This window comes from Nonomuraea sp. NPDC049158, assembly GCF_040648335.1.
Lineage (GTDB): Bacteria > Actinomycetota > Actinomycetes > Streptosporangiales > Streptosporangiaceae > Nonomuraea.
The window spans coordinates 118,787-145,024 of the sequence record NZ_JBEZDM010000004.1 but is presented as its reverse complement, the minus strand read 5'-3'; the positions used below and the strand labels follow the sequence as shown (position 1 = coordinate 145,024).

The following is a 26,238-nucleotide window of genomic DNA, read 5'->3' as shown; positions in this document are numbered from 1 at the left end:
CCGGGCCTCCTAGCCCACGCTCGGGTTACGCCTAGCCCACCCGTACGGTGATCGTCTTCGAGCTGCCGCCCCGGTCCGACAGCCGCCCCCACCGGAGGGTGAGCCGCGCGCCCGTCGTGGCACCCACCAGGAGCGGATGGCCGCGCAGCACCCGGGTCACCGGCCGGTCCCAGGTCACGGTCAGCTCGCTCAGGTCGCGCCGGGGATCCGACACGGTCAGCGTGGCCGTGCCGTCGCCGCACTCCTTGACGAGGACCGCGCACGGAGCGGAGGCGGTCAGGCCGCCGGCCGCTCCGGCGTTCCAGAAGTTGACGGCGGTCAGGCCGAGCGACGGCACCTGGACACCCTGCTGGCGCGCGGTGTTGGCCAGGACGCGTAACCAGGTCGGGTCGGTGGCGCGGGCGCGGGTCCGCGCCGGGGTCGCCCCCGGGAGGAGCACGTAGAAATAACCGGCCGCGTCCGGGTCGGTCCCATGGTCGAGCCAGAGGGTCACATAGCTCCGGGTCACCGAACCGGCGGCGCGGTTCTCGCGCAGCGTACGCAGGAGGCCATGGAAGACATAGCCGCCGTGGCCCGCCAGGTGCGCCCAGCCCGCCTTCTGGTCGAGGGTGAGCAGCGCCCCGGTCCGGCGGTTGTCCACGATGGTCTCGACCGGCACACCGTCCCGCCCGGTGATCCCGGCGCCCAGGCAGACCACGGCGTCGTCGAGGAAGAACCACGACTTGAACGCCTCCATCGTGCTCTGGAGGCCGTTCAGGTGCTGGCCGACCGTCGCGTACCTGCCGTCGGTGGCGCCGCCCACCCAGCGGCCCGGCGGGCAGGTGTCACCCCACGCCGCGCCGGCGCCGTCGGCCAGCCGCTTGGTGGAGACGGTCGTGCCCGGCAGCCGGTAGGGGTCGACGGTGGCCCAGAAGGAGTCGGAGTACTGGTCGCCGTGGCCCTTGGCCCACCAGTAGAGCATTCCCGAGCCGGTGTGCCAGCCGCGTAAGTTCTCGCCGTTGCCGTGCTCGTAGTGGCCGACCCGGTAGGAGGCCATGCTGAGGCCCGCGCACCAGCCCGGCCCCCGGTGGACGGCGCGAGCGCTCATCGGCAGCAACCTGTGCCCGGCCGGTTCCGGCGCGGCGGGGATCGTCTCGTCGTCCAGGATCGCGGCGAGGCGGGCATGGAACCCGAGATCGGCCTCTTCGAGCATGGGCTGGACCGTGTCACGTACCGCCCAGCCCTTGACCATGCCCTGCCAGCGGGTCCGCGCCGCGACGGGCGCCGTGTCCCCCAGCAGCAGGATCGCCGAGGCGATCAGCCGTCCCCTCCTGTGATCGCCGTACGGATCCCGGCCGATCCCCCGCCCGCTGACCAGGTCCATGCAGAAGCCGTCGTGGACGAACGGCGCGAACGACCGCTCGACCATGTCGAAGAGGTTCGGGGCGGTGAGCTCCCACGGAGTGCCGCGCAGCACCGCGAACAGCGTCGCGAGGCCGGACAGCATCACCATTCCGTATCCGCCCTGGTAGGGGATGGAGGTGTGCTGGATGAACGAGCCGTCCCGGTAGAAGCCATCACCTTCGGTGACGTACGGGAAGACCGGGGCCAGCGCCGAGACGGCCAGCGCGGCCTTGTCCACGTCGGATCTGAGGATGGCGCGCAGCAGCATCACCGTGCACAGGTCCACCCGGTTGGCTCCGGTGCTGTTGCCGCTGTAGTCGTCCAGGCGCCACTCGGGTACGAAGTGGTCCACGGCCTCGCTCAGCGCCCGGCTCTGCTGGTCCGTCAGGTGCGGGCCGATCAGCAGGGCCACGTCGAGGAGCCGCTTCGGGGTGCCGATCTGCCAGGGCCACCAGTTGCCGACCGGGCGGGCGCCCGCCGCGTACACCTGCCGCCGGTAGTGGTCGAGGCCGGTGGCGACGGCCGCGGCCAGGCTCGCGTCGCCGGTCAGATCGGTCCCGGGTAACGCGTACGCGCGGGCCATGGCCTGCAGCCGCACCGGGGTCTGGACGAAGGACGGGAACGCCAGGCCGGGCCAGAGCGACGTGCCGGTCGGCGCCATGGTGTCCCGGTAGCCGGCCGCCGTGCCGCCCAGCTGTAAGAGCCTGGTCCGGTACGGCTCCGCGGTCGCGTCGAACCCCGTGCCCGCCGTCACGTCCCGCCACCGGCGGCGCAGGAGGGCGAAGTCCGCCGGGCGGGCTGATCCCCGCGTGGTGGGGATCAGCCCGCCGGTCACGGCGGCACCGCCGAGCCGGAGGAACAACCGCCTGGAGTACGCGTTCACGCAGGGATCAGCGGCCGGCTGCGGTAGGCCGGTTCGTGGTCACCACGGCCGTTGCCCCGTACGAGAACCGCTGCTGGATGTCGCTCATCGCCGCTCCCCCTCCGCCTGCCGCTGTCGCAGGTCTGAACAAGGCTAGCGGCCGACTGATCGGGAAGGGGCGACAGCGACGCGTCAGGCGGCCGGGGAGCGGCGTCTGAGGCTCACCAGACCCAAGCCGCCGCCCAGGAGCCCGACGATGATGCCCGCCACGCCCATGACCCGGGCGGTGCCGTCGGAAGCCGACGACGAGGCGGACTGCTTCATCAAGGCGACGGTCTGCTGCGCGGCGGGCGGTGCCGCCGTGGTCATGGCCATCCCGGCGTGCTCCCCGCCGGACGCCGCCGCCACCAGCTTCAGCGTGGGCATCGGGTGCTCCGCCTCCGTGCCGTCGGTCTTGGGCGCGTCCGCCCACTTGACGACCTCGCCGCCGGTGTAGGTCTGCTCGGTCGGGAACGCGATCTCGTCCACATCCTTGGGCAGGGGCCCGACCGACACCTCGAACTCCTGGAACTGTCCCGGCTCGATCTTGCCACCGGTCCACGTGACCTTCAGGACGGATTCGGTGACCTTGTCCCCGTCGTCGGCGACCACGGGCTCGGGCAGCTTGCCCTCGGTCAGCTCGGCCTTCCAGCCGGGCACCGGCTTGACCGAGACGAAGGGCAGGGGGTGGTCGGTGGGGAAGGTGACGACGAGCTTGGTGGTCGAGGCGTCGTCACGCTCGTTGGGCACCCGGAAGGCGAGCTTGGTCCAGCCGCCCTTCTCCGCGGTACCGGGGTTGATCGTGACATGTGCGAGGGCGGGGAGGGCGAGGCCCACGGTGAGGGCCAGGGCTGCCGCGGCTACGGTGCCGATTCGGCGGTAAAGCATGGGGTCTCCACTTCGTTTTCGGAAATGCCGGACACGACGCGCTGGGCTGCTCGCGTCGTTGGGGGTCAGGCAGAACGAAGTGGTGGGCCGCGCCGTACGACCGCGTACCGCAACATGCGCTCGCGCGGCCGGTCGGGAACGAGATCCGCGGCCACGGGGGCGGCGGGCGGCCACAGAGGGCCGGCTACGGGCGTGAGGATCCGTACGGCCCGCGAGGCGAGACGGCGCAGCAACGACCAGAGGGCGGCCTCGCCGCCGGCCAGCCACCACGCGGTCAGCAGCGTGGCGACGGCGTGACACAGGAACATGCCGGGCCAGGTGCTCTGGCCATGGACACCCGCCAGGTGCGGGGACTCGCCCGTCGAGGCGAACAGCACGTGCAGGCCCACCTGCGCCGTACCGAGCAGCCCGATGATCATCGGCTGGGATCGCTCCCGGCCGGCCATCGCGGTGGCCGCGACCAGCACGACGGCGCCCGCGCCCGCGACCATGGCCGGCCCTGGGGCGTTACCGCCCGCCAGCCAGTGCCCGATGGCGGACAGGGCCACGCAGACGACCGTGAACGAGGCCGACCGCGCAAGACGCATCGGCAGCCTGGCGCGCGTCGCGCCCACCTGCCGCTGCGAGTCCTGTGTGCGGGTCACGATCAGGCCTGGTGCTCCTTGATCTCCGCGATCTGGGCGGTCTGCTCGCTGACGAGGCGGGCCGCCATCTCGATCGTGGGACCGTGCTTCCCGCCGCTCTGGGCGGAGGAGGCCATCATGACGCCGTGGTCGAGGTGCTGCGAGATCAGCGACAGCCAGAGGGTGTCGAAGGCCTTACCGGACTTGGGGGTCAGCTGGGCGACCTGCTGGGCGACACCCTTGGTGTCCTCGGCCGGTACGGCCACCTGCCAGGACTTCAGCCACGACGACATCTTCTCGATGTCGGCCTTCTCGTTGGTCTCCAGCTTCTGGCTCAGTTCGCGCACGTACGGCGTGTCGGTGCGCTTCGCGACCAGCTCGGCCAGCTGAATGGTCTGCCGGTGGTGAGTGATCATCTCCTGGCTGAAGGTGACGTCCTGCTGGTCGTAGGCGGTCATGGCGGCGGGCGTTTCCGCCGCCGACGCGGCACACCCACCGGCCAGCGTCGCGCACAGCAGCGCGCCGACGATCGTGGTCCAACGCATGCTTCCCCTTGGGGGTGTGGGGATGGGTCACGTGGAGATACGCGGTGCGCCGGATAACAGTTCAACAACGGGCCGGTCGGCGCGTCACTCACGAGATGGCCTAGAGTGACGCGCTCGCCGACGCTGCCGTACCAGGTATTCGAAGCCGCCCTCCGGATGGATGGCAACGGTCGGGGGTCAGGTGGCGGGCAGGTTCACCAGGAACAGCGGCCGGGTGGTCGGCTGTGTGGAGCCGCCGGCCGGTTCGACGGTGACGCCGAGCTTGGCCACCCCGGGCCCCGGCGCGGCGATCACCGGCTGCGTGCGGCCGGCGGCGTCGGCGCTGAGCAGCCCGGCCGACCTGATCCGCCCAGGGGCCAGCTGCCAGAGCTGATAGACCTGGCCTTCCGGCAGGTCGGCGAGGTCGGCGGCCAGGAACACCATTTCGCCCCGCGAGCGCGACACGACCACCGTGCCACGACCGCCCTGCTTGGCCGAGGCCGTGGCGATGCGGGAGTCCGGCGCGGTCAGCACCGCGGCGACCTCCTGGTTCATCCGCCGTACCTGGTCCAGCTCGTCACGGGCCCGCAAGGCGCCGGCACCGAACACGACGACCGCCGCCAGGCAGGCCGCGACGCCCACGGCCGCCACCAGCGGCCGCCACCTTCGGGGCCGCTGAGGCCGCCTCCCGGGGCGCTGCCCAGCCCGGCGCTCGGGGCGCCGTTGTGTCCCCCAGCTGTCTTCCTGAGCGGGTACGTCGATGGTCGGCGGGACCTGCCGAACCTGGTCGATCTGGGCGAATACCCGCTCCTTGAGGCCGGGCGGCGGCTCGACGGCCACGGCGGAACCCAGCCGGGCCGCGGTCTCGGCGAACGCGGCGACCTCCAGCGCGCACTCGGCGCACCCGGTCAGATGGTCCTCGAAGTGGCGCCGCTCCAGCTCGTCGTCGACGGCGTCCAGCGCGTACGCGCCGACCAGCGTGTGCGGATCGGGCCCGCCGGTCATACCTCTCATCGCTCCACCCCCAGGCAGTCGCGCAGCCGGATCAGCCCGTCGCGCATCCTGGTCTTCACCGTCGCGAGCGGGACTTTGACCAGCTCAGCGACCTCACGATAGGAATATCCGCCGTAGTAGGCGATGGTGACCGACTCTCGCTGCAACGCGGTCAGACCTTGCAGGCAGCGGCGCAGGCGCTCGCGTTCGAGCCGGCCTTCGACGGATTCGGCGACCTCGTCGAAGGGCCGGTGCACGTCCATCCGGGCCGCCCGTTCCTCGCGATCCATACTCGCCTGAGCCGAGCGGACCCGGTCGATCGCCCGGCGATGCGCGATCGTCAGCACCCACGCCATCCCCGAGCCCCGGCCCGACTGGAAGCGCGCGGCGTTGCGCCACACCTCCACCAGAACCTCCTGAGCCACCTCCTCGCTCTGGGCCCGGTCCCGGAGCACCCGCAGCACGAGCCCGAACACGCGCGGCGCCACCACCTCGTACAGCCGCTCGAACGCCGCCCTGTCGCCCCGCGCGACGTCCTCCAGCAACTCCTCGACCCCCGGGACCCGCTCACCTCCCCAGCCCGGCTCACGTCCCGCGCCGACACGGCCCGAGGCACGTCCCGCCTCACTACGGCCCGAGGTACGTCCCGCCTCACTACGGCCCGAGGTACGTCCTGCCTCGCCGCGGCCCGGCGACTCACGCCAGGCGTCAAAACCGCCCGGCCCGCGTCCCGTCTCGCCGCGTCCCGTCTGGCCGCGTCCCGTCTCGCCGGGGCCCGACGGCCCATGGCGGGCCTCGATACCCCCCGATCCGCGTGCGGCGTCGTCGCGGCCCAACGATCCATACCGGGCTTCGAACCCTCCCGACGCACGGCCTGGTTCGATGCGGCCCGACGTGGGTCCCGGTTCGGTGCGGCCCGGTTCGCGTCCCGCTTCCATGCACCCTCCCGCCGTGGTCGGCGCGGCGCCGGCCACAGGTGGTTCGGATCAGAGAGCGCGATGGATGTCCTGGAGCTCCTACGGCTTGCGCGCGACCCCGCACACCGCGCTCACCAGCTTGGACGGCTCGTCCCACGCGTCGGTGGGCCGCCGCCACTGGGGAGTGGGTACGACGCCGGGCTCGACAAGCTCGAGACCCTCGAAGAACGTGCCCATCTGGGCGGGACTGCGCAGGTGATAGGAGTTGGCGGCCGCCTTGTTGTAGGCGGCGACGGCCTCCATCAAGGCCGGGTTGGTGTTGGTGCCGTCGCTGAGCACGAGGTAACTGCCCGGCGGCAACGCGGCCATCAGCCGGTCGACGATCCCCCACGGGTCGTCCTCGTCAGGCACCTGTCCGGCGATGCTCAGCATCACCAGGGCAATCGGCTGGCTGAAGTCGAGAGTCTTGGCCGCGCCTTGGAGGATCACGTCGGGGTTGCGTACGTCGGCGTCGATGTACGCGGTGACGCCCGGCTCGGTGCTGGTCAGCAGGGCACGGGCGTGGACCAGCACGATGGGATCGTTGTCGACGTAGACGACCCGGGTCTCGGGGGCGGTGCGCTGGGCGACCTCGTGAATGTTGTTGGCCGTCGGTAAGCCCGTGCCGATGTCCAGAAATTGCCGGACTCCGGCCTCTTCCACCAGGTACGTGACCGCGCGAATGAGGAACTCCCGCTGCAGCCGAGCAACCTCGGCGAAGTCAGGAAATGTCCGAAGCAGCAGCTCACCGGCCTCGCGGTCGGGCGCGAAGTGGTCCTTGCCGCCCAGCAGATAGTTCCACACGCGGGCTGAATGGGGGATGGTCGTGTCAATGCGCTCCCAGGCAGACTGGGCGGCGAGGCTGTCATCGCTCATGACACTCCATTCCTGAGGTTGACCGCAGCCCCCGGCCACGCTCGTCCAAGAGCCACTTTAGTGGTCTCTTCGGGCATAACGCGTACGAGATGTCAGCCAAAGCCGCCGTCCACCACGCACATGCAGGACGTCGCACCCCGGATCCCGAACTCCTGACGACGGACCCCGAATCCCGGACTCCTGACGTCGGACCCTGGACCCCCGGACGACGGACCCCAGACGACGTGCCCCGGATTTCGAACCCCGGACGACGGACCCCAGCCCCAGCACCGGCACCCGACCAAGCGATCTCACGGTCACGTGCCCGCGGGCCAGGCGCAACGCGAGGCGGCGCGCACCCCCGGCCACACGTGCCCCCCACATGTGCTCACCGCACGCCGCACAAGGTCCATATCTCCCTCAGTCCCGGCGGGTCTGGAGGTGGGCGGTCGCGGTCGCCACGGCCACGGTCTTGCCGTCGGGCGCGATGAGCTCGCCGGCCAGGAAGCACACCTCCCTGCCGCGCCTCACCACCCGCCCCCGACCGGTGAGGCGCCCCGGGCGGGCCGGGCGGAGGTATTGGACATGCAGGTCGAGGGTCACCGCGAACTGGTCTTCTGGCAGCGTCGCGACCAGCGCCGGCCCCAGCGTGTCGTCGAGCATCGCCGCGAGGAAACCGCCCTGGATCACGCCGACGGGATTGACGAACCGCTCACTCGCCTCGAACGCCACCTCGATGGTGCCCTGGTCGGGATCCACCTCGATCAGCTGCCAGCCCAGGGTTTCAGCCGCGGCGGGCGGCCGGACCCGCCCGGCCACCACGTCCCAGAACGGCCCGCGCCTGCGCGGTTCGGTGTCCATGAACACAGTGAACCGACTCGCACCGACAGTTCCGCAGTCGGCAGCCCGAACAAGCCCTCCGACACTCGAAGGCAGCGCGCATCACGCCGCCAACGGCCACCAGCACATCGCCAGTCACGGAGCTGCCGTCGGTCACGGTGCTGGTGGCCGCGGTCGGCAGCTCTGAGGCAGCGCCCGTCACGCCGCCAACGGCTTCCAGCACATCGCCGATCACAGTGCTGTCGTCGATCACGGAGCTGCCGTCGGCGAAGTGGGCGCCAGCGCACCTCGATGCCCCAAGCACCGATGCCCACAAGCCAGCAAAACAGCACATTTCCCGGCCGATCGGGAAAGTTGGGGAAGTTTGCCGGGTAAAGGGGCAGAGGCGGCTAGCGCTTTGGCCAGAGTTTGTCGAGGTTTTGGGTGATTAGCGGCTCCCGAGTGGCGAGCGCGCGTGCCACATCCCGTAGCTGCCTGGCCCGATGCACCTGTGCCCGCCAGTCCGTGCCGGAGGCCCGATGAGCCATCTCCACCTGGACCTCCTCCACTCGATAGCCCTTGCGCAGCAGGTCGATCGTCAGCGCCGTCTCCACGCCGAACCCGTGCGCCAGCGGCCGGGCGGCCTCGAAGGCGTCTCTGGTGATGCAGCGCTGGCCGTTGAGCGGCTGCGCGGGCTCGAAGCCGGTGGCCCTGCGGATGCCGTCCCTGGACAGGCGGACGACCAGGCCATGGCCCCCCAGCTTGACGCGGGTGACGAAGACCGCGATGGTCATGTCGGCCTTGCCGGCGCGCACCGGCTCGATCAGCGGAGAGGCGGCCCGGGCGGTGTCGCCCAGGTCGGCGTCCAGGAAGAGTAAGTGGTGCGGCGTCTCACCATCGAGCAGGCGCACGGCTTCGGCGCCCGACTCCATGGCCGCCGCCTTGCCGCGGTTGCGGCTGTGCCGCACCACCCTGGCCCCCGCCGCCCGCGCCACCCGGCCGGTCTGGTCGGTCGAGCCGTCGTCGACGACCACGACCAGATCGACGCCGGGCAGGGCGAGGGCCGCGGTGACCGTGGCACCGATGCGGTCGGCTTCGTCCTTGGCCGGGACGATGACTGCCGTATCCTTCATGACCCCTCGGAGATGAGGAACTCCTGCGGCACCTCGTCATGCACGGTGAAGACCGAATCGAGACCGGTGACCTGCAGAATCTTGCGTACGGCCGGCCGTGGGGCGGCGACGTCGAGCGCCCCGCCCTGCTCCTTGACGCGTTTCAGCGCGGACAGCAAGACGTTCATCCCCGTGGAGTCGCAGAAATCCACGCCGGACATGTCGATGACCACGCGGCTGGGCCCGTCCTGCAACAGCCGAGCGAACTCCGCCTGCAGGTGGGGTGCCGTATAGAGGTCGATTTCACCGGTGATGGCGACTAGCGCATGGCCGGCATGTGATCGAGTCGAGACCTTGAGCTCCACATGGGCAGGCTAGCGGCGCGGAGGCTTCCGGTCACGTTGTCACGCCGATAGGGCAACCTCAGGATTTTGTCCTCCGTTTGGACTCCATGAAAACAGAGAGTACGCGAAGCTTGACTGTGTGACACCGGCATGGCCGGAGAGGGGGGCGGCCCGGCACCTCGCTTCTGGTCACTACTTCACTTGAGAAGGAGGGGCCGGGCGAGACCCACGGGCCCGAGCATTCATGAGAACTGAGAAACCCGAAGACCCGCACCGACGACGGCTCCGCGAACGACTGGAAGCCATCCTCATCCGCACAGAGAAGGCCACCTCGTGGCATGACAGAGTGGGGCGCCTGCGTAGCCTGATCAATCACGAAGGCTTCGTGCCCGTACACACGAAACTCGCCGGCGAAGACCTCGACTTCCTCGCCGACGCCCGCGACGACCTGCTCAGATTCTCCGAGCTCGGGCTGCGGCTGTTCGACCTCCACCAGCCGCGCGACGCGGGCGGCATCACGAGCGACGCCGAGCACCCCATCCTGCGGTGCCGGAGTTGCATGTGGCGCTGGCCGTGCCCGACGTTCCGCGCGATGTCGGAGTCGTTCGGCGCCGGTCACGAGAGCGCACTCCCGGAGTCCGGTTGAGGTCCCGACCTGAGCCGTTCCGGAGTCCGGTTGAAGTCCAAACCTGACGGACGCGCTATCCCGAGACCAGCGGCAGCCGGATCTCGAAGCGGCAGCCCGGCCCGTCGTTGACCACACCGATCACCCCGTCGTGCGCCTCCACGATGCCCTGCGCGATCGCCAGGCCGAGCCCGGCCCCGCCGTCTTTGGTCGGGGTCCGGGCCGCCTCGCCTCTGAAGGCCACCTCGAACACCCGGTGCAGGTCCTCATCGGGGATCCCTCCGCAGCAGTCGCTGACCGACAGGCACGCCATGCCCGCGTCGACGGCCGCCCGCAGCACGACCGTGCGGTCCGACGGCGTGTGCCTGATCGCGTTCACGACGAGGTTGCCCAGCGCCCGGCTCAGCGCGTTCGGGTCCGCCCGCACGGGGACCGCCTCGGCGGCCTCGGCGGTCAGCCGCACCCCCTTGGCGCGGGCCAGCGGCTCGGCCCCGGCGAGCGTGTCGGCGACCAGGTCGGCGAGCCCGATCCGGGCAGGAGTGAGCCGCAGCGCCCCGGCGTGGATCCGCGACAGCTCGAACAGGTCGTCGACCATCGCCGACAGCCGCTCCACCTCCAGCTTGATCTGGCCGTGGTAGCGCGCGACGGTCCGGCGGTCGGACACCACGCCGTCTTCGAGCGCCTCGGCCATCGCCCGCAGCCCGGCGAGCGGGGTGCGCAGGTCGTGGCTCACCCAGGCGACCAGCTCGCGCCGCGCCCCTTCCAGGGCGCGCTCCCGCTCGTACGCCTCCTCCAGCGTGTTCGCGATCGTCTGCAGCTCCGACGGCAGCCCCTTGGGCGCGGTGAACGGCAGGTCGCGTACGGCGGCCACCAGCCGCCTGCTCTCGCCCACGACCCGCCTGGCCAGGACGAACGCCACCCCCAGCCCGACCAGCCCGCCGACGGCCACCACGCTGAGCACGATGTCCCTGACCGCGCCCTCGATGATCATCTTGAGCGTGATCGCCACCACGCCGGCCAGTGTCGCCACGATCGCGACCACCATGACGACGGCCAGCATGACCCCGATCGAGCGGGTACGCAGCCGCCACATGACGGCCACGCCCAGGATCCCCACCAGCAGCCCCAGCCCCGCCGTGACCGCCACGATCATCCCCAGATCGCTCATCACCGCTGGATGGGGAGTCATGGCGTACCTTCGCCGGCGGGTTCGAGCGGTTCGTACCGGTACCCCACGCCCCAGACCGTGACGATCCGCCGCGGCGCGGTCGGATCCGGCTCGATCTTCTCCCGTAGCCGCCGGACGTGCACGGTCACCGTGGAGGAGTCCCCGAACGACCAGCCCCACACCTGGTTGAGCAGCGCCGACCGGCTGAACGCCTGCCGAGGGTTGCGTACGAGGTAGGCCAGCAGGTCGAACTCGCGGGCGGTGAGCATCACCTCAGCCCCGCCCAGCCGTACCTCGTGGGCCCCTACGTCGACCACCAGATCGCCGTCACGCAGCACGCCCGTGCCACCCGTGACCGAGGCGCCGCGGGCACGGCGCAGCACCGACTGGACGCGCAGCGCCAGCTCTCGCGGGCTGAAGGGCTTGGTCACGTAGTCGTCGGCGCCGGTTTCGAGCCCGACCACGCGGTCGATCTCCTCGCCGAGCGCGGTCAGCATGATCACCGGGACCGGCCAGCGCTCCCTGAGCTTCCTGCACACCTGCAGCCCGTCGATCTTCGGCAGCATCAGGTCGAGCACCATCAGATCGGGCGGGCTGGCCAGCGCCCGCCGCAGCGCCTCGGCGCCGTCGCCCACGCACTCGACCTCGTGCCCGTCGCGCTCCAGATATCGCGCCACCACCTCGGCCACGGTCGGGTCGTCGTCGACCACCAGGATGCGCGTGTTCACCCTTTCACCGTACGGCGGGAGCATGCCGAATCGACACCTACGTCATTGCTTCGTAAGCCTCGCGGATCATGCTCGCAGGACGTACGGTGGGCGCATGAGTCGCGTCGTCATGCTCGTATTGGGGGCCCTCCTTGCCCTCTTCGTGCTGTTCAATTTCGTGATCCCCATGATCATGGGGCTGCTCAAGGTCGCCCTCATCATCGGTGTGGTCGCCCTTCTGGTGTTCATCGCCGTCACCTTGGTCGGGAAGTCGTCCTCGTCACGGTGACGCTTTTCCTGTTCGACCCCTGGCTCATCGGCGTGACCATGGTGGCGATCCTGCTGCTCGCCACCTGGGCCGCCCGGCTGCTGCCCGCCATCGGCGGCGACGCGCCCGGCTTCCCGCTGATGTACGCCCGGCGCACGGCCTTCCAGCGCCAGCGCCATCCCGCGGCGGCAGGCCGGCCACGGCCACGAGCTCCGTCATCGCGCCCCGCTTCCGGCTAAGCGGGGCTCTCTTCAGTGAGCCCTGATTCATCTCTCTTTGATTGAAGGGCTCATGTTCGACTCTTTCGTGTCATTTCTGCTGGCCGTGTCCGGCGACAACGCCGCCGTGGCCATCGTGCTGTTCACCGTGGCCGTACGCCTCCTGCTGCTGCCGCTCAGCATCCGCCAGGCCCGCGCCACACAGGTCCAGAAGCGCCTGGCGCCCAAGCTGGCCGAGTTGCGGAAGCGGTGGTCGCGCAACCCCGAGCGACTGGCCAAGGAGACCACCAAGCTGTACGCGAAGGAAGGCACCTCGCCTCTGGCCACGATCCTGCCGGGATTGGGGCAGCTTCCGTTCATGTGGGTGATGTATCGGGTCGCCACGCACCCGACCGCTTTCCTGGGCCATGACCTGCTGGGCGCCCCTCTGGGGCAGCATGTCGCGGGAATTGTCACCAATTACGGTCTGGTTAGTGTGCCATTTTTGGTCTTTGCCGTGGTCATCGTGCTGATCGCGGTCGTGGCGTGGCTTTCGGCCCGCAAAATCACCGCCACGCTGCCCGACGAGCAGCCCGCGCTGATACGCAGGATCACGCCGCTGATGCCGTTCGGCACGGTGCTGGCCGCCGCGGTGCTGCCGCTGGCCGCGGCGCTCTACCTGCTGATCAGCACGGCGTGGACCGTGGGAGAACGCGCGATCCTGGCCACCCGGCCGCTGAGCGCGTAGCCGCTATCCAGCCTCTCGCAGGGCGTGGACCTGCCCGTTCATCAATCCGTTGGGGGCGTGCAAGATCGCCCACACCGTCGTGATGTCACCGTCGTGGCGGACTCCCCAGCTCTCCGCGACGTACTCGACGATGCCGAGCCCCCTGCCCCCGAGCGACGACAGAGTCGGCCGGCCGGCGCGGGGCTCGGTGGCCGCGCCGCCATCGCTCACAGCGACCTCGATGTGTTCGTCGCTCCGCAGCCAGGCCACCCTGACCATGCCCGACGGCAGCGGATGCGCATGCCGTAGCGCGTTGCTCAGCAACTCGCTCACCACGAGGACGGCATCGTCGATCGCGGTGGCGAAAACCCCGCGATCCTGCAGGTCAGTGCTCAGACGCTGGCGGGCGACGGCGACACTGGACGGCGCGTACGGCAGTAGCACCACGCTTGACACACCCACCTCCCCGCTCCCAGTGCCCCCCACGGGAACACTCCCCGGTACGACCGAAATGCCCCGTTACTCGATCCCAGAAACCGCATCTCGATCACAGCTTGTACACATCGGACGATAGATCAGCGTAACCGTTACCACCTCGTTACCGCATCGGTGTGTCGGATCGGATAGGGGAAGCGTTGCCCAACACGAGCCGCATTCGAGTGCCTCCACCGGGTCGCGGATGGGCACTCACATCACCGCCCTGAGCCCTGGCCAGACTGCGCACGATGTAGAGCCCGAGGCCGACTCCGCCGAACCTGCGGCGGTCACCGCTGTCGACCTGGACGAACCGCTCGAAGACCCGCTCCCGGTCCGGTGCGGCGATGCCGACGCCCTCATCGTCCACCACCACGACCACGGCGTCGTCCTCGGGCCAGGCGCCCACGCTGATCAGGCCGCCCGTCGGCGAGTACTTGAAGGCGTTCTCCAGCAGCTGGCCGAGGATGATGTCGGTGGCCAGCGCGTCGCCTCTGACGTACGGCAGCGCGTCGGGGATGGCCACCTCCACCCGGTGCCTGTCGGACAGCACGGGCAGCCCGAGGGTGGCCGCGTGGATCCGCTCGGCCAGATCGAACGCCTCGATGCGTACCGGCGGCTCGTCGGCGCCCGCCCGGGCGCCGAGCAGCAGATGATCCATGAGCTGCCCGAGCGACCTGGCCCGCTCGGCGATCGTGTGGACGGCGGAGCGCCGCTCGGTGTCGTTCAGCTTGTCCCAGCGCGCGTCGAGCGTGCTGGCGAACCCGCGCACGATCGTGATGGGCGTGCGCAACTCATGGCTGGTCGTGGCCAGGAACAGGTCCTTGGCCTCCTCCAGCTCCTTGGCCGTGGTGACGTCACGGAAGTCGACGACCACTTCTCCGGTCTCCTCGATCTTGGCGCTGACCACGTCCAGCCAGCGCCCGCTCTCCAGCTGGTAGGTGAGCTTCTCGCCCGGGCTGGGCAGCGGGAAGGGCAGCGGCCCGCCGATGACGGCCTCTCCCGGTGTCGCGGTGAGCTCGGCGGCGGCCGGGTTCCACTGGCTGACCCGCCCGGCGCGGTCGAGCACGGCGATGCCGTCGGCGCTGGCGTCGAACACCGCGCGCTCGTGCGCCCGCTGCCGTACGGCCTCCTGATAGGCCACCGCGTTGCCGACCGCGATGCCGGCGTGCCCGGCCAGCAGCTCCAGGAGCTCGAGCTCCAGGTGGCCGGGTTTGCGCTCGGCGAACAGCGCATACAGCGCCCCGTAGGGCCGGCCGCCGACCGCGGCCAGCCCGAGCGCGATCGTGTGCAGCCCGTCGAGCTCGGCCCACACCAGGTCGCCGAGGCCCTGCGACTCCAGCATCACCGTCTTCCCGGTGCGTAAGAGCTTGCCGACCAGGCTGGTACGCAGGTCGGCCGTCACGTCCTTGAGCGAGTCGGGCAACTGGTGCGCGCTCACCAGCCGCAGCCGCTCGCCCTCGATGAGCACGAAGCCGCCCGCGTCGGCGCCGGTCAGCTCGGTCAGGCTGGCCGCGATGCGGTCGAGCACCGTGGACAGCTCCAGCTCGGCGTTGATGTCGCCGACCACGTCGGTGAGCCGGCGTACCAGCCTGGCCCGCCGCGCCATACGGTTCCTGGCGGCCTCGTCGGCCTCGGTCAGATGGTGCACGAAGACGTAGCCCGCCACGGCGCTGCCCGTGAGCAGCGCGCTGGTGTCGACCCTCAGGTCGAGCACGGTGCCGTCCCTGCGCAACCGCTTGGTGCGCAGCGACACCTGGCCGCCCGTACGCACCCGTTCGAGCACCGCGTTGTGCTCCGCTGTCAGCTCCCCCGGCACGATCGGCGCCCTGCGGCCCAGCATCTCCTCGGCCGACCAGCCGAAGAGCCGCTCAGCCGCCCGGTTCCAGACGAGTACGGTCTGGTCCCTGTCGAGCGCGACCACGGCGTTGGGCGAGCTGGCGAGCACCGCGCGAGCGATCTCATCGTCACTGCCTGCTCTGTCGTCACCCACACCTCCATAGTGCCTGTGGCGTGCGGCGTTCGTCGGGCGATCCGTCCGATACGCTGCGGGCACGGCCTTTCAGGGCGGCGGAAGAGGGTGGCGGGTATGTCCAGTGGAGACCTCGATGCCCTGCTGCGGGTGACTTCCGCCACTTATCGCGGCGAGGTGCCGCCCGATGTGGCGTTCGGCACCTATGACGGCGCGGTCGGCCGGCTGGTGCTGGCGGTGAGCGGCAAGGGCATCGTGGCGTGCAGCTTCGAGTCGGAGGACACCGTCTTCGAACTGGTCGTCCGGCATGTGGGCGCCTTCGTCGGGCCCGACCCCGGGCGTCTCGACCCGGTGCGCAGGGAGCTCGACGCCTACTTCTCCGGGCGCCTGCGGACCTTCGCCACGCCGGTCGACCTGTCCATCGCCACGACGTTCGCCCGCACGGTGCTGCAGAAGACGATGGCCGTGCCCTACGGGGAGACGGCGACCCTCGACGAGATCGGCGAGAGCATCGGCCGGCCGCGCGCCCTGCGCGCGGTCGGCAACGCGCTCAACGCCAACCCCGTCTGCGTGGTCGTGCCGTGCCACCGGATCGTGCCGGCTGACGGCGAACTCGGCGACTACGCGGGCGGCCAGGCCGCCAAGCGTCATCTCCTCACCATCGAAAAACGCTCACGGGCCTGAGGTACGTACTCAACGACGCGTGATCGACGCGCGCCGGGTCGCCCAGCCGATCACCAGCGTCACCAGAGCCGCCACCAGAGCCGCGCCCAGGGCCCCGTTCATCCACGGCTGCCTGGTGAACCCGATGGCCTCGCGCACGGCCGCCCAGAGGCCGTCCCACCGCTCGACCGTGGGCGTGGAGGTGGTCATCCAGTAGGCCACGAAGCCGAGCGCCCAGGGCACCAGCATGGACCAGCGGGCCGGCGCGTCCTCGTCGGTGTTCCACCCCGAGGATCCGCCGAGCAGGAAGTAGTCGACCGCCAGCACCGCGAACATCGGCACGAACACCGCCCCGATCACCCCCAGGAACGCCCCGTACGAGTTCACGTCGACCACCAGCGCGATGGCGGTGGTCAGCACGCCGATGGCGATCGAGAAGACCCGCCGGTCGACGCGCGGCATGAGGTTCTGCAGGGACATGGTCGTGGAGTAGACGTTCGCGAACGACTGGTCGGCCTCCCGCAGCACCAGGATCGCGAAGAACAGCGCGCCCAGCGGCACCGCGACGAACGCCCCGAACACGGCCGTACCGTCGGCGGCCACCGCCGCGGACCCGGCGATCGCCACCGCGTAGACGCCCAGCCCCAGACAGGCGACCTGGGCCAGCGTGTAGCCGCCGACCACGCCCGCGAAGGCCGCCCGGCTCGACCTGGAGTGCCGGGCGAAGTCGGCGGCGATCGGCACCCACGAGACCGACAGCGCGATGACGTAGTCGACCGCGGGCGCGAACGCCGTCCACGACCCGCCGCCCTGCGGCGGAGCCTTCGACAGGAACGCCACCGCGAACCAGACCAGCGAGATGATCACCCCGATGGTGACGTAGCGCCGCAGCAGCCGGACCGACCCGAGCGGCCAGATGGTCAGCGACGTGGTCAGCACCCCCGCCGCCACCACCCACACCTGGTACGGCACCACGGCGCCGAAGATGGCCATCGCGCCCTTGGCGATCACCCACAGCTCGAAGGCGCCCCACCCGATCATCTGGACGATGTTGAGCACGGTCGGGATGTAGGACAGCCGTGCCCCGAACAACCCGCGCAGCAGCACCATCGCCGGCCGCCCGGTCTGCGTGCCCGGGATGGCCGACAGCCCCACCATGGCCGTGCCGACCAGGCTGCCGACGAGGGCCGCGAGCAGGGCGGCGGTCAGGCTGAGCGGCCTCCCGCCGAGCGGGTCGAGCAGGAACAGCGCGCCGCTGAACCCCAGCAGGCTCACGGCCAGGTTCGCCCACAGGGCGCCCTGGTCGAGCAGCCCGAGCGTCTTGGGGGGCGTCCCTTCGAGGGTCAGCGGGACTTCGTCGACGACATGCGTCATCTCACACTCCCTACGCCGGCATTACCCGGACAGGTTCATGCGGTCGGCGACAGGTCAGTCGCCCTCTCAGCCCGGTGCACCCCGAGCTCCCGCGGTTTGTGTAGTTGTCGAGCGGATTATGCCATCCGTCAGGCGACGAACGGCGGGTGCCCCGTCTCGCTGACCATCGGGCGGCTCGCGGCCGCCCACAACTGCATGCCGCCGTCGACGTTGACCGCCTCGCGCCCGAGCTGGTTGAGCCAGGCCGCGACCTGGAACGACCGGCCGCCGACCCGGCAGACCACGTAGACGGTCCGGTCGCCCGGCACCTCCTCGACCCGCCCCTGGATCTGCGACATCGGGATGTGCACCGCCTCGGGGGCGTGCCCGGCCACCCATTCCTCCTGTTCGCGCACGTCGAGCAGGTAGCCGTCGGCGGGAACGTCGTTTGCCGGGATCTCTGGAACCGTCATGCCTCCATCATCTCGCGTCGCTGGTCGTAGGCAGCACGCGCGGTGGCGATCTCCTGCCGGTGCTCCTCGGTCCAGGTGACCAGGCTCTTGATCGTCTGGTGCAGGGTCCGGCCGAGCGGCGTGAGCGCGTAGTCGACCCGCGGCGGCACGACGGGGTGGACCGTGCGGCTGACCAGGCCGTCGCGCTCCAGGTGGCGCAGGGTCACGCTGAGCATCCGCTGGCTGACCCCGTCGATCTCGCGGCGCAACTGGGTGAAGCGCAGGCTCTGGCAGTCGAGCAGCGCGATGACCAGCAGCGACCACTTGTCGGCGACGCGGTCGAGTATCTGCCGGACCTCGCAGTCCTCCCTGGTGTCCCACTGCCACACGTCGTAGTCGTCGTCCACGGTGCTCTCGCAGTAACCGGGTGGCTTAGAAGTGCCGTCTTCCATGACATTTCATACTGCCGGATGATTTGGGCGGTTACCAGGAATAACCGAATATCGATAAGTAACCGGGAGTTGACCACGTCCAGGCGCGCTTGGGGCATGCTGATCGTGCTGTGCGGGGCCATCTTCATCGAGGGCACCGACGTGGCGATGAGAAGCTCAAAGCGTGACCACCGGCGCGGAGGCCTGACATCAGCAGGTGTTACTTCAGCAGGCGGGACAGGCGGCGGTCGGCCAGCGGCTTGCCGCCCGTCTGGCAGGTGGGGCAGTACTGAAGCGAGGAATCCGCGAAAGACACCTCGCGGATCGTGTCACCGCACACATCGCACGGCTGGCCGGCACGGTTGTGGACACGAAGGCCGGACTTCTTCTCCGCCTTGAGGTCCTTGGCGGCCAGGCCGTGCGCCCGCTCGACCGCCTCGCGCAGCGTGGTGACGATGGCCTCGTGCAGGTCGGCGATCTGGGCGTCGGTGAGGGTCGAGGCGATCTTGAACGGTGACATCTTGGCCGCGTGCAGCACCTCGTCGGAGTAGGCGTTGCCGATGCCCGCGATCACCTTCTGGTCGCGCAGCAGGCCCTTCACCTGGGTGCGGCTGCCGTTCAGGATGGCCTTGAGCGTGGCCACGGTGAAGGCGTCGTCGAGGGGGTCGGGGCCGAGGGCGGCGACACCCGGCACGTCATCCGGATTTTTCGTGACATAGACGGCGAGGCGCTTCTGCGTTCCCGCCTCGGTCAGCTCGAACCCGGGCGCCAGGCCCTCGTCATCGGGCGCCAGGCGTACCCGTACCGCCAGCGGGCCCTTGCCCGGACGGACCGGCTTCGCGCCCGAGAGGTCCTCGCGCCAGCGCAGCCACCCCGCGCGGGCCAGGTGGATGACCAGGTGCAGGCCGTCGCAGTCGAAGTCGAGGAACTTGCCGTGCCTGGCCACGCCCGTGATGGTCAGCCCGCCGAGCGCGGTGACCGGCGGGTCGAACGTCTTGAGCGCCGAGAAGGCGACCACGTCGACGCCCAGGAGCGTGCGACCGACCGCCCGCTCGCGCAGGAAACCGGCGAGCGATTCCACTTCGGGGAGTTCAGGCATGCCACCAGGGTACGACGCACCTTCATCCACAGCCTGTGGATAACTATGAGACATCCCAGAACGCCAGCTCGTGCGCCATCCCCTCACGGAACAACGCCTCCGCCCGCGCGGGCTCGGGATCGGCCTGATCGATCATCTCGGCGATCCGCACGGTCAGCGCCGCGAAGCCAGGATCGGCGTACGTCTCCACCCACCTCCGATAACGCGGCTCGGCGGGCAAATGAGCCGCCAGCTGCTGACCAAGCTGCGAATATCCCCACATGCAGGGATAGAGCGCGGCCAACCCTTCGCCGTAGTCAGCGGCCGACTCCAGCAGGAACGCCGTATAGCCCGCACACGCCGGCCCCTTCCGCGCGCCTTCCAGGTCCGCCCCGAACGAGGCCGACAGCTCCCGGTGCAGGCTCAGCTCGTCATGGAAGGTCGTGTGCGCCAGGTCCACGAGGTCGCCCAGATGCGCGGCCGGCGCCTGCCAGGCCAACCGCGCGAACACCCGCACATAGTCCAGCAGGAACAGATAATCCTGCTCCAGCCACGACCGGAACACCGGCTCCGCCAGATCGCCGCGCCCGATGCCGACGACCGTGGGATGCGCGAGCTGCGCCTCGAGGAGGGGACGCCCGGCCGCGTGCAACTTCTCGGAGATACCCATGAGCGGCAGGTTAGTGTCAGGGAATGAGTGTGACGATCGCGGAAGAACTCCTCCTGCTCGCCTACAGCGAGGAGGAGGGCAAGCAGCTCATCAGCGGCACCCAACTCGATCCGGCGCTCGGCGGCGCGATCCTCGCGGAGCTGGCGATCAACGAACGGGTGGCCCTGTCCGGCAAGAAGGTGTCCGTCGAGGACGCCACGCCGCTGGGCGACGACGAACTCGACGCCGCGCTGACCCGCATCGCGGAGGAGGGCAAGGAGCGCAAGCCCGACTGGTGGGTCCAGCGGCTCCACTCCACCAAGCTGCGCCGGCGCCTGCTCACCCGGCTCGCCGAGACGGGTGTGCTGGCCGAGGAGCGCGGCAAGGTGCTCGGCATCTTCCCCACCACCCGCTGGCCGGAGGCCGACGGCAGCGTCGAGGCGGAGGTCAGGCAGCGCGTGAGCGGCGTCCTGGCGGGCGCCGACCCCGACGGGCGCACCGCGGTGCTCATCGCCGTCATGCACGCCGCCAAGCTCGACCGCAAGGCGTTCCCCGGCGCGGACAAGGCCCGCATCAAGGAGATCGCCGAGGGCGACTGGGCGGGCGACGCGGTGGCCAAGACGATCGCGGCGATCAACTCGGTCATCATGATCGCCGCCACCAGCGCCGCCATCGGCGCCAGCACCACAGGCAGTTAGTGCCGGATCAGCCGGCGTCGAGGATCTCCTTCGGCACCGGCTTGTCCTCCTTGATCGCGTTGAACAGGGCGGTGGCCTTCTCCCTGTCCCACTTGACCGCGCTGCCGCCGCCCGCGATCTCGTTGCCGCCGAACGGCACGACCGTGGTCACCGGGCTGTCGCCCATGGCCAGGCCCAGCGAGAGCATGTCGAACGCGCCCGTGCTCGAATCGACGGCCACCGCGTCGGTGGCGCTCATGGCCAGCGGGATCGAGGTGAACGGATTGATCAGCGTGCCGGGGCTGGCCGCCTTCTTCACGACCGCGCCGAGGAACTGGCGCTGCCGCTTGGTCCGCTCGAAGTCGGGCAGCGCGCCGCCCTTACGGGTACGGACGTAGCCGAGCGCCTGCGCGCCGGTCAGCGTCTGGACGCCCTTCTTGAGCTTCAGCCCCGCCTTGGGGTCGTCGACCGCGGCGCGGACGTTGATCTCGACACCGCCGACCGCGTCGACGATGTCCACGAACCCGGCGAAACCAATCTCCATGTAGTTGTCGACGCGCACCCCGGTGACGGTCTCGATCGTCTGGGCGAGCAGCTTGGGGCCGCCGATGGCGTACGCGGCGTTGAGCTTGTTGCGGCCCTTGCCGGGGATGGTCACCGCGGAGTCGCGCGGCAGGCTGACGAGGGTCGGCTTGTCGCTACCCGCCGGGATGTGCAGCAACATCATCGAGTCGGTGCGCTGGCCGGCCGCCTTACCGGTGGCGAGCTTCTTGCGGTCGGCCGCCGACAGCCCCTTGCGGCTGTCGGAGCCGACGAGCAGCCAGTTGGTGCCCGGGGAGTCGGCGGGACGCCCCTGGTAGTCGTCGAGCACGCCGGGGATCCCGGTCAGCCGCGAGTCGATCCAGAAGAACAGGCCCACGGCCACCACGAGCAGCAGCGCCACCACGGCGGCGACGATCTTCAGGATGGTGCGGCCCTTGATCCGCCCGCGCGGCGGCTTGGGCCCCGACGGGCCGGCCTCCGCCTTGGGCGTGAACGGCTTGATCGGGCTGCCGCCTGAGCGCTCCCGGCCGTACACGCGCGAACTGCCGGCGCGCGGCGCGTCGGAGGGCGACTCGGCGGGCTGCTGGTGCGTCGGCGGCGCCTGCTGAACCGGCGGCGGGACCTGCTGCGTCGACGGAATCCGATGCGCGGGGGCACCGCCCGACCGCGGACCGTCGCCGTTCCTGCCGGGCAGCGGGCGGCCATCGCCCGGCGAGCGCATGGCTCGCGTCCGGTCTTCCTCAGACACTTGGCCTCTTTCCCCTTCGGTTGTCATAGACGCTACGTCCAACCCCCCACCAGTGAAGACGTCTCGCCAAGGTTTTCCCACGGAAAAGTACGCAGAACTAGCGGAGCGTCACGTCGGAAACATTGCTGCCATCTGCATCGTTACGGTTTATGGACTTCCGCCATCGAAAGGATGATCGTGTCCGCCCCGGACCCTTGGAATATTCGCCCGTGCACACGCACGGGATCCCCTGATAGCTCACCTCTTCGGAGCTTGTCACGGTGAGCGCCTACCTCGGGCTGCTCGCCCTCTTCCTGCTCACCGCCGCGACCGGTTACTTCGTCGCGCAGGAGTTCGCCTTCGTGGCCGCTGACCGGGGCCTCCTGCGCGAGCAGGCCGCCGCCGGCGACCAGGCCGCGGAGAAGGCCCTCCAGGTGACCTCCCGCCTGTCTTTCATGCTCTCCGGCGCGCAGCTCGGCATCACCGTCACCGCGCTGCTGGTCGGCTTCCTGGCCGAACCCGCCATAGCGACGCTCGTTCGTCCGTGGCTGACGGACACCGGCATGCCCGGCGGTGTCGTCACCGGCCTGTCCGTGGCCATCGGCGTGTTCGCCGCGACCGTCGTCCAGATGGTCCTCGGCGAGCTGGCGCCCAAGAATCTCGGCATCGCCAGGCCGGAGCCGGTCGCCAAGTTCCTCGCAGGATCGACGCTGGTCTATCTGGCCGTGGTCGGCCCGGTGGTCCGCCTGTTCGACTCGGCGGCCACGGGACTGCTCAGGCGCATCGGCATCGAGCCCGTCGAGGAGGTGGAGCACGGCGCGACCCCCGAGGAGCTCTCGCGGATCATCGCCGAGTCCACCCTGGCGGGCGAGCTGCCCCCGCGCCTGTCGGAGCTGCTGGAGCGGGCGCTGGAGTTCGGCGACCGCAACGCGGAGGAGATCATGGTCCCGCGCCCGCGCGTGGTCGTGCTCCGCGACTCCCAGCCGATCTCCGACCTCGTGGAGGTCATCCGCGAGTGCGGCCACTCCCGCTACCCGGTGCTCGGCGCCGACGGCGACGTGGTGGGCGTGACGGGCGTGCGCGAGCTGATCACCTCCGGTCTCGAAGACGGCGCGATCATCGGCATCACCCGTCCCGCGGTGCTGGTGCCCGACTCGCTGCCGCTGCCCGCCGTACTGAACCAGATGCGCTCGGCCAAGGACGACTTGGTATGCGTGATCGACGAGTACGGCGACCTCGCCGGCGTCATCACCGTCGAGGACCTGGCGGAGGAGCTGGTCGGCGAGCTCATCGACGAGAACGACCCGGAGCCCGACGGCGCGGTCGAGCGGCCGGGCGGCATCTGGGAGGTGCCTGGCCGGTTCAGGCTCGACGAGGTCGAGCGGGCCACCGGCGTCTCACTGCCCGAGAGCGACGACTACGACACGCTCGCCGGGCTGGTCCTCGCCAGGCTGGGACGCATGCCGGACCCCGGTGACACCGTGACCGTGCCCGTCATTCCGGAGGCGGACCCGTTCGCCGAGGACGAACAGGAGCACAAGGCCGAACTCACCGTCATGTCCCTCAACCGCCGCGTGCCCGAATGGGTACGGCTGGCACCGGTCCAGCACGCGGAGGCCGTCCGATGACGATGATCCTGATCAGCCTGGCTCTGCTCCTGCTGAACGCGCTGTTCGTGGCGGCCGAGTTCGCCTTCGTCTCCGCCAAGCGGCACCGCCTGGAGGAGATGGCCGCCAACGGCAACCGCCTGGTGCGGATCACCGCGAAGTCGGCGGTGGGCGGCGGCCGCCGGCTGTCCCTGATGCTGGCCGGCGCGCAGCTCGGCATCACGCTCTGCACGCTGGGCCTGGGCCAGGTCACCGAGCCCGCGATCGAGCACTACCTGGAGCCGGTCTTCGCCGCCGTCGGCGTGCCCGAGTCGATGCGGATGCCGATCGCGCTGACCATCGCGCTGGCCTTGGTGACGTTCCTCCACATGGTGGTGGGCGAGATGGCGCCCAAGTCCTGGGCGCTGACCCACCCCGAGCGGGCCGCCCTGGTGCTGACGCTGCCCTTCCGCGGCTTCACGTCGCTGATGAGCCCACTTCTGTCAACGCTCAACGGCCTGACCAACGTGATACTGCGCCTGTTCGGCGTGGTCCCCCGTGACGAACTGGCCACCACCAGAACCCCGCGCCAGCTCGCCATGCTCGTAGGAGAGTCGGGCCGGATGGGCCTCCTGGACAGAGAGGAGCATGACCTGCTCACAAGAGCCCTCCGCCTCCAGGCGGAAGGCATCGAGCGCCTCATGGTCCCCATCGACCGGGTGATCACCGTCCCGGCGTCGGCCGACGCCGCGCGCATCAAGCAGGCGGCGGCGGAGAGCGGCCACCTACGCCTCCTGGTGGGCGCTCCAGAGGACGTACAGGGCGTGCTGCATGCCCGAGACGCCCTGATCAATCCCAACCGCGCAGCGGGCGACCTGGCCCGCCCGGTCCCCCGCCTGCCCTGCGTCACCCAGGTCCCCGAGGCGGTGACCGCACTCCAGGAGGCCCACGCCCACCTGGCGCTGGTCACGGACCAGGCCGGCACGGTCATCGGCATGGTCAGCCTGACCGACCTGGTGGGCGAACTCCTCGACACCCGAGCAATGGCCGCCTAACCCCACGAGTGTGGGCAATAACACACGCCCGGCCGGAAAGCCATCCGAAAGCGATCTGCAACCGGCCGGGCCTACCGTTCCCAACGCGGCCCACAAGGTTCCCAAAAACAGGAGTCCCCGCCCCTTGCGATCCGGCCCCTCTTTCGCCACTGTGGGTCTGCCGCGTACACAAGGATTCAAGCCCCAAGAGCACGACATGCGGTTTAACGCAAGAACCCGCCGCCAAGGCAGGTGAAGGCGAGGAACCGCCCGAAGAGCACCACAGACGGTTTAACGCAAGAAACCGGCCGGTGGCCAAACACCAGCGGGTTAAGGCGAGGATTCAACCGGTGAGCAACCACCAGCGGGTTTCCTGCTGGGGGTCCGGGGGTCGCCCCCCGGTGTAAACGACGAGGGGACCCGAGGGAAGCAAGCCCCAGAGGGGCTGGCGACCATAGGGTCCCCGTCAACGAGTGGGCGAGGAGGGATTTGAACCCTCACGTCCTTTCGGACACACGGACCTGAACCGTGCGCGTCTGCCGTTCCGCCACCCGCCCTTGTGGGTGCGGAGAAACAGTAGCACGGAACAGCCGCTGGTACTGAACCCGGATACGATCGCATAAGACACGGGAGCGGAGGAGCTGGGCGCGACAGCCGACGAGCGCCGGGACCACCCGCGACGTGGGAGGAGCGGAGGCCAGGCGCGGTGCGCGTTTGGTGGCCGCGATCATATGCACGGAGGAAGGGAGGTACCCGGTGGGAGTCCTTCAGCGCTTCGAGCGAAGGCTCGAAGGCTTGGTTGAGGGGGCCTTTGCGCGGGCGTTCAAATCTGACCTTCAGCCGGTCGAGGTCGCCAGCGCGGTTCAGCGGGAGATGGATGAGCGTGCGGCGATCGTCGCTCAAGGTCGGACGCTCGTGCCCAACGACTTCGTGGTTGAACTGTCCACGACCGACAGCGAGCGGCTTGAGGTCTATGCCGACAGCATCAGCCACGAGCTGGCCAACCTCGCCAGGGAGTACGCCAAAGAACAGGGCTACTCCTTCGTGGGACCGGTCCGGGTTCGTTTCGAAACCGCCGCCGACCTGGCAGTGGGGTTGTTCCGCATCAGGTCGGGAGTCATCCGCGGCGCCACGGTGGAGCAGGACGAGATTCGCCAGCCGGCGAGTGATCTGCCACCATCCAGGCCCAACGCGTTCAACGGGCGGCCCCGGCTGCTCGTGTCCACTCAGGACGATCCGCAGGGCGACCGCTCCTACGAGCTCACCACTCCGGTGACCTTGCTGGGCAGGGGCACCGACTGCGATCTTCGTCTCGTAGACCCCGGCGTCTCTCGCCACCACGCGGAGTTGCGCGTCGAGGGTCAGCTTGTCGCCCTAGTCGATCTCGGATCGACGAACGGCACGTTCGTCAATGGCCAGCCGGTACGCAGAGTCGAGCTCCAGAACGGCACGCGAGTGACCCTGGGGCGTACGACACTGGTGTTCCGGCGCGATTAGGGGTAGACAGAC

29 protein-coding genes, 1 tRNA gene and 1 riboswitch are annotated in these 26,238 nt (G+C 69.9%); of the genes, 9 read left to right on the top strand and 21 right to left on the bottom strand.

Annotation, left to right across the window (positions count from 1 at the left end; all coding sequences use genetic code 11):
• Window positions 1-31: 31 nt before the first annotated feature.
• The 10 genes from AB0B61_RS11075 to AB0B61_RS11030 form a co-directional block, all read right to left on the bottom strand.
• Window positions 32-2,266 carry a polysaccharide lyase 8 family protein gene (locus tag AB0B61_RS11075; RefSeq protein WP_358430730.1) on the bottom strand — a complete coding sequence of 745 codons (2,235 nt, stop codon included), beginning with the start codon at window positions 2,264-2,266 and terminating at the stop codon, window positions 32-34.
• Window positions 2,267-2,437: 171 nt separating this feature from the next.
• Window positions 2,438-3,172, bottom strand: coding sequence for a YcnI family protein (locus tag AB0B61_RS11070; protein WP_358430728.1), 735 nt, complete (start codon window positions 3,170-3,172; stop codon window positions 2,438-2,440).
• 65 nt (window positions 3,173-3,237) lie between these two features.
• Entirely contained in the window at window positions 3,238-3,816 is a 579-nt protein-coding gene (locus AB0B61_RS11065; protein ID WP_358430725.1) for an MFS transporter, read from the bottom strand.
• Window positions 3,817-3,818: 2 nt separating this feature from the next.
• Window positions 3,819-4,340 carry a DUF305 domain-containing protein gene (locus AB0B61_RS11060; protein ID WP_358430723.1) on the bottom strand — a complete coding sequence of 174 codons (522 nt, stop codon included), beginning with the start codon at window positions 4,338-4,340 and terminating at the stop codon, window positions 3,819-3,821.
• 177 nt (window positions 4,341-4,517) lie between these two features.
• Window positions 4,518-5,333 carry an anti-sigma factor gene (locus tag AB0B61_RS11055; protein WP_358430721.1) on the bottom strand — a complete coding sequence of 272 codons (816 nt, stop codon included), beginning with the start codon at window positions 5,331-5,333 and terminating at the stop codon, window positions 4,518-4,520.
• Window positions 5,330-5,857 carry an ECF RNA polymerase sigma factor SigK gene (gene sigK / locus AB0B61_RS11050; protein ID WP_358431379.1) on the bottom strand — a complete coding sequence of 176 codons (528 nt, stop codon included), beginning with the start codon at window positions 5,855-5,857 and terminating at the stop codon, window positions 5,330-5,332. Before sigK ends, AB0B61_RS11055 begins: the two co-directional genes overlap by 4 nt.
• Before the next feature lie 471 nt (window positions 5,858-6,328).
• On the bottom strand, window positions 6,329-7,144 hold the full coding sequence (locus AB0B61_RS11045) for an SAM-dependent methyltransferase (protein ID WP_358430719.1): 816 nt from the start codon (window positions 7,142-7,144) through the stop codon (window positions 6,329-6,331).
• Between the two features lie 399 nt (window positions 7,145-7,543).
• Window positions 7,544-7,984: a PaaI family thioesterase gene (locus AB0B61_RS11040; RefSeq protein ID WP_358430717.1), complete on the bottom strand. Its 441-nt coding sequence runs from the start codon at window positions 7,982-7,984 to the stop codon at window positions 7,544-7,546.
• Between the two features lie 368 nt (window positions 7,985-8,352).
• Window positions 8,353-9,075 (bottom strand): glycosyltransferase family 2 protein, encoded by a 723-nt coding sequence (locus tag AB0B61_RS11035; RefSeq protein WP_225301800.1) that lies wholly within the window; start codon window positions 9,073-9,075, stop codon window positions 8,353-8,355.
• The gene (locus AB0B61_RS11030) at window positions 9,072-9,419 is read right to left on the bottom strand and encodes an STAS domain-containing protein (protein WP_214635395.1); all 348 of its coding nucleotides are present in this window, start codon (window positions 9,417-9,419) and stop codon (window positions 9,072-9,074) included. The genes AB0B61_RS11035 and AB0B61_RS11030 overlap by 4 nt, the downstream gene beginning before the upstream one ends.
• A gap of 325 nt (window positions 9,420-9,744) precedes the next feature.
• Here AB0B61_RS11030 and AB0B61_RS11025 point away from each other — a divergent pair, with 325 nt between their 5' ends.
• A complete protein-coding gene (locus AB0B61_RS11025; RefSeq protein ID WP_358430715.1) occupies window positions 9,745-10,044 on the top strand; it encodes a hypothetical protein in 300 nt (99 codons plus the stop codon).
• 55 nt (window positions 10,045-10,099) lie between these two features.
• On the opposite strand, the gene AB0B61_RS11020 is transcribed toward AB0B61_RS11025, so the two are convergent.
• Window positions 10,100-11,212 carry a HAMP domain-containing sensor histidine kinase gene (locus AB0B61_RS11020; protein ID WP_358430713.1) on the bottom strand — a complete coding sequence of 371 codons (1,113 nt, stop codon included), beginning with the start codon at window positions 11,210-11,212 and terminating at the stop codon, window positions 10,100-10,102.
• Window positions 11,209-11,919: a response regulator transcription factor gene (locus tag AB0B61_RS11015; protein WP_358430711.1), complete on the bottom strand. Its 711-nt coding sequence runs from the start codon at window positions 11,917-11,919 to the stop codon at window positions 11,209-11,211. Before AB0B61_RS11015 ends, AB0B61_RS11020 begins: the two co-directional genes overlap by 4 nt.
• Window positions 11,920-12,013: 94 nt before the next feature.
• Here AB0B61_RS11015 and AB0B61_RS11010 point away from each other — a divergent pair, with 94 nt between their 5' ends.
• Genes AB0B61_RS11010 through yidC form a run of 3 tightly spaced genes read left to right on the top strand, consistent with a single transcriptional unit; the run spans window position 12,014 to window position 13,111 of the window.
• On the top strand, window positions 12,014-12,187 hold the full coding sequence (locus AB0B61_RS11010; protein WP_358430709.1) for a hypothetical protein: 174 nt from the start codon (window positions 12,014-12,016) through the stop codon (window positions 12,185-12,187).
• Window positions 12,184-12,405, top strand: a complete 222-nt coding sequence (locus tag AB0B61_RS11005) for a DUF6412 domain-containing protein (protein ID WP_357938401.1) — start codon at window positions 12,184-12,186, stop codon at window positions 12,403-12,405. Before AB0B61_RS11010 ends, AB0B61_RS11005 begins: the two co-directional genes overlap by 4 nt.
• Window positions 12,406-12,457: 52 nt before the next feature.
• A complete protein-coding gene (gene yidC / locus AB0B61_RS11000) occupies window positions 12,458-13,111 on the top strand; it encodes a membrane protein insertase YidC (protein WP_358430707.1) in 654 nt (217 codons plus the stop codon).
• A gap of 3 nt (window positions 13,112-13,114) precedes the next feature.
• Here the strand turns inward: yidC and AB0B61_RS10995 are convergent, their stop codons facing one another.
• Together AB0B61_RS10995 and AB0B61_RS10990 are read right to left on the bottom strand one after the other, a co-directional pair.
• Entirely contained in the window at window positions 13,115-13,546 is a 432-nt protein-coding gene (locus AB0B61_RS10995; RefSeq protein ID WP_357938397.1) for an ATP-binding protein, read from the bottom strand.
• 142 nt (window positions 13,547-13,688) lie between these two features.
• Window positions 13,689-15,557 (bottom strand): PAS domain-containing sensor histidine kinase, encoded by a 1,869-nt coding sequence (locus AB0B61_RS10990; RefSeq protein WP_358430704.1) that lies wholly within the window; start codon window positions 15,555-15,557, stop codon window positions 13,689-13,691.
• 96 nt (window positions 15,558-15,653) lie between these two features.
• Between AB0B61_RS10990 and AB0B61_RS10985 the strand changes: the two genes are divergently transcribed.
• The gene (locus AB0B61_RS10985) at window positions 15,654-16,220 is read left to right on the top strand and encodes a methylated-DNA--[protein]-cysteine S-methyltransferase (protein ID WP_358430702.1); all 567 of its coding nucleotides are present in this window, start codon (window positions 15,654-15,656) and stop codon (window positions 16,218-16,220) included.
• Window positions 16,221-16,229: 9 nt separating this feature from the next.
• Here AB0B61_RS10985 and AB0B61_RS10980 read toward each other — a convergent pair whose 3' ends face one another.
• From AB0B61_RS10980 to AB0B61_RS10960, 5 genes are all read right to left on the bottom strand, one after another.
• Entirely contained in the window at window positions 16,230-17,573 is a 1,344-nt protein-coding gene (locus AB0B61_RS10980; RefSeq protein ID WP_358430700.1) for a cytosine permease, read from the bottom strand.
• A riboswitch (TPP riboswitch) is annotated at window positions 17,564-17,676 on the bottom strand. It overlaps the preceding gene by 10 nt.
• Before the next feature lie 25 nt (window positions 17,677-17,701).
• On the bottom strand, window positions 17,702-18,025 hold the full coding sequence (locus tag AB0B61_RS10975; protein WP_358430698.1) for a rhodanese-like domain-containing protein: 324 nt from the start codon (window positions 18,023-18,025) through the stop codon (window positions 17,702-17,704).
• Entirely contained in the window at window positions 18,022-18,456 is a 435-nt protein-coding gene (locus tag AB0B61_RS10970) for a helix-turn-helix domain-containing protein (protein ID WP_358430696.1), read from the bottom strand. Before AB0B61_RS10970 ends, AB0B61_RS10975 begins: the two co-directional genes overlap by 4 nt.
• A gap of 199 nt (window positions 18,457-18,655) precedes the next feature.
• Window positions 18,656-19,534, bottom strand: a complete 879-nt coding sequence (locus AB0B61_RS10965) for a DNA-formamidopyrimidine glycosylase family protein (protein ID WP_358176594.1) — start codon at window positions 19,532-19,534, stop codon at window positions 18,656-18,658.
• Between the two features lie 43 nt (window positions 19,535-19,577).
• Complete coding sequence (locus AB0B61_RS10960) at window positions 19,578-20,183, bottom strand: transcriptional regulator (RefSeq protein WP_358430693.1); 606 nt, start codon at window positions 20,181-20,183, stop codon at window positions 19,578-19,580.
• 23 nt (window positions 20,184-20,206) lie between these two features.
• On the opposite strand from AB0B61_RS10960, the gene AB0B61_RS10955 reads away from it, so the two are divergent.
• Entirely contained in the window at window positions 20,207-20,860 is a 654-nt protein-coding gene (locus AB0B61_RS10955) for a GPP34 family phosphoprotein (RefSeq protein WP_358430690.1), read from the top strand.
• A gap of 7 nt (window positions 20,861-20,867) precedes the next feature.
• On the opposite strand, the gene AB0B61_RS10950 is transcribed toward AB0B61_RS10955, so the two are convergent.
• A complete protein-coding gene (locus AB0B61_RS10950) occupies window positions 20,868-22,130 on the bottom strand; it encodes an LCP family protein (RefSeq protein ID WP_358430688.1) in 1,263 nt (420 codons plus the stop codon).
• Between the two features lie 260 nt (window positions 22,131-22,390).
• On the opposite strand from AB0B61_RS10950, the gene AB0B61_RS10945 reads away from it, so the two are divergent.
• Together AB0B61_RS10945 and AB0B61_RS10940 are read left to right on the top strand one after the other, a co-directional pair.
• Complete coding sequence (locus AB0B61_RS10945; protein WP_358430685.1) at window positions 22,391-23,737, top strand: hemolysin family protein; 1,347 nt, start codon at window positions 22,391-22,393, stop codon at window positions 23,735-23,737.
• The gene (locus AB0B61_RS10940) at window positions 23,734-24,750 is read left to right on the top strand and encodes a hemolysin family protein (RefSeq protein WP_358430684.1); all 1,017 of its coding nucleotides are present in this window, start codon (window positions 23,734-23,736) and stop codon (window positions 24,748-24,750) included. Before AB0B61_RS10945 ends, AB0B61_RS10940 begins: the two co-directional genes overlap by 4 nt.
• Window positions 24,751-25,203: 453 nt before the next feature.
• Here AB0B61_RS10940 and AB0B61_RS10935 read toward each other — a convergent pair.
• A tRNA-Leu gene (locus AB0B61_RS10935) sits at window positions 25,204-25,286 on the bottom strand.
• 199 nt (window positions 25,287-25,485) lie between these two features.
• Here AB0B61_RS10935 and AB0B61_RS10930 point away from each other — a divergent pair.
• The gene (locus AB0B61_RS10930; protein ID WP_214635378.1) at window positions 25,486-26,226 is read left to right on the top strand and encodes a DUF3662 and FHA domain-containing protein; all 741 of its coding nucleotides are present in this window, start codon (window positions 25,486-25,488) and stop codon (window positions 26,224-26,226) included.
• The last annotated feature ends 12 nt before the right edge of the window (window positions 26,227-26,238 follow it).

Coding starts and splice junctions, on each gene's coding strand:
- AB0B61_RS10980 (WP_358430700.1), bottom strand. CDS start 17,573: ATGACGCATGTCGTCGACGAAGTCCCGCTGACCCTCGAAGGGACGCCC.
- AB0B61_RS11020 (WP_358430713.1), bottom strand. CDS start 11,212: ATGACTCCCCATCCAGCGGTGATGAGCGATCTGGGGATGATCGTGGCG.
- yidC (WP_358430707.1), top strand. CDS start 12,458: ATGTTCGACTCTTTCGTGTCATTTCTGCTGGCCGTGTCCGGCGACAAC.
- AB0B61_RS10960 (WP_358430693.1), bottom strand. CDS start 20,183: ATGGGTATCTCCGAGAAGTTGCACGCGGCCGGGCGTCCCCTCCTCGAG.
- AB0B61_RS10975 (WP_358430698.1), bottom strand. CDS start 18,025: ATGACGGTTCCAGAGATCCCGGCAAACGACGTTCCCGCCGACGGCTAC.
- AB0B61_RS10940 (WP_358430684.1), top strand. CDS start 23,734: ATGACGATGATCCTGATCAGCCTGGCTCTGCTCCTGCTGAACGCGCTG.
- AB0B61_RS10970 (WP_358430696.1), bottom strand. CDS start 18,456: ATGGAAGACGGCACTTCTAAGCCACCCGGTTACTGCGAGAGCACCGTG.
- AB0B61_RS10965 (WP_358176594.1), bottom strand. CDS start 19,534: ATGCCTGAACTCCCCGAAGTGGAATCGCTCGCCGGTTTCCTGCGCGAG.
- AB0B61_RS11035 (WP_225301800.1), bottom strand. CDS start 9,075: ATGAAGGATACGGCAGTCATCGTCCCGGCCAAGGACGAAGCCGACCGC.
- AB0B61_RS10955 (WP_358430690.1), top strand. CDS start 20,207: ATGAGTGTGACGATCGCGGAAGAACTCCTCCTGCTCGCCTACAGCGAG.
- AB0B61_RS10985 (WP_358430702.1), top strand. CDS start 15,654: ATGTCCAGTGGAGACCTCGATGCCCTGCTGCGGGTGACTTCCGCCACT.
- AB0B61_RS11055 (WP_358430721.1), bottom strand. CDS start 5,333: ATGAGAGGTATGACCGGCGGGCCCGATCCGCACACGCTGGTCGGCGCG.
- AB0B61_RS11045 (WP_358430719.1), bottom strand. CDS start 7,144: ATGAGCGATGACAGCCTCGCCGCCCAGTCTGCCTGGGAGCGCATTGAC.
- AB0B61_RS11070 (WP_358430728.1), bottom strand. CDS start 3,172: ATGCTTTACCGCCGAATCGGCACCGTAGCCGCGGCAGCCCTGGCCCTC.
- AB0B61_RS11060 (WP_358430723.1), bottom strand. CDS start 4,340: ATGCGTTGGACCACGATCGTCGGCGCGCTGCTGTGCGCGACGCTGGCC.
- AB0B61_RS11040 (WP_358430717.1), bottom strand. CDS start 7,984: ATGGACACCGAACCGCGCAGGCGCGGGCCGTTCTGGGACGTGGTGGCC.
- AB0B61_RS11010 (WP_358430709.1), top strand. CDS start 12,014: ATGAGTCGCGTCGTCATGCTCGTATTGGGGGCCCTCCTTGCCCTCTTC.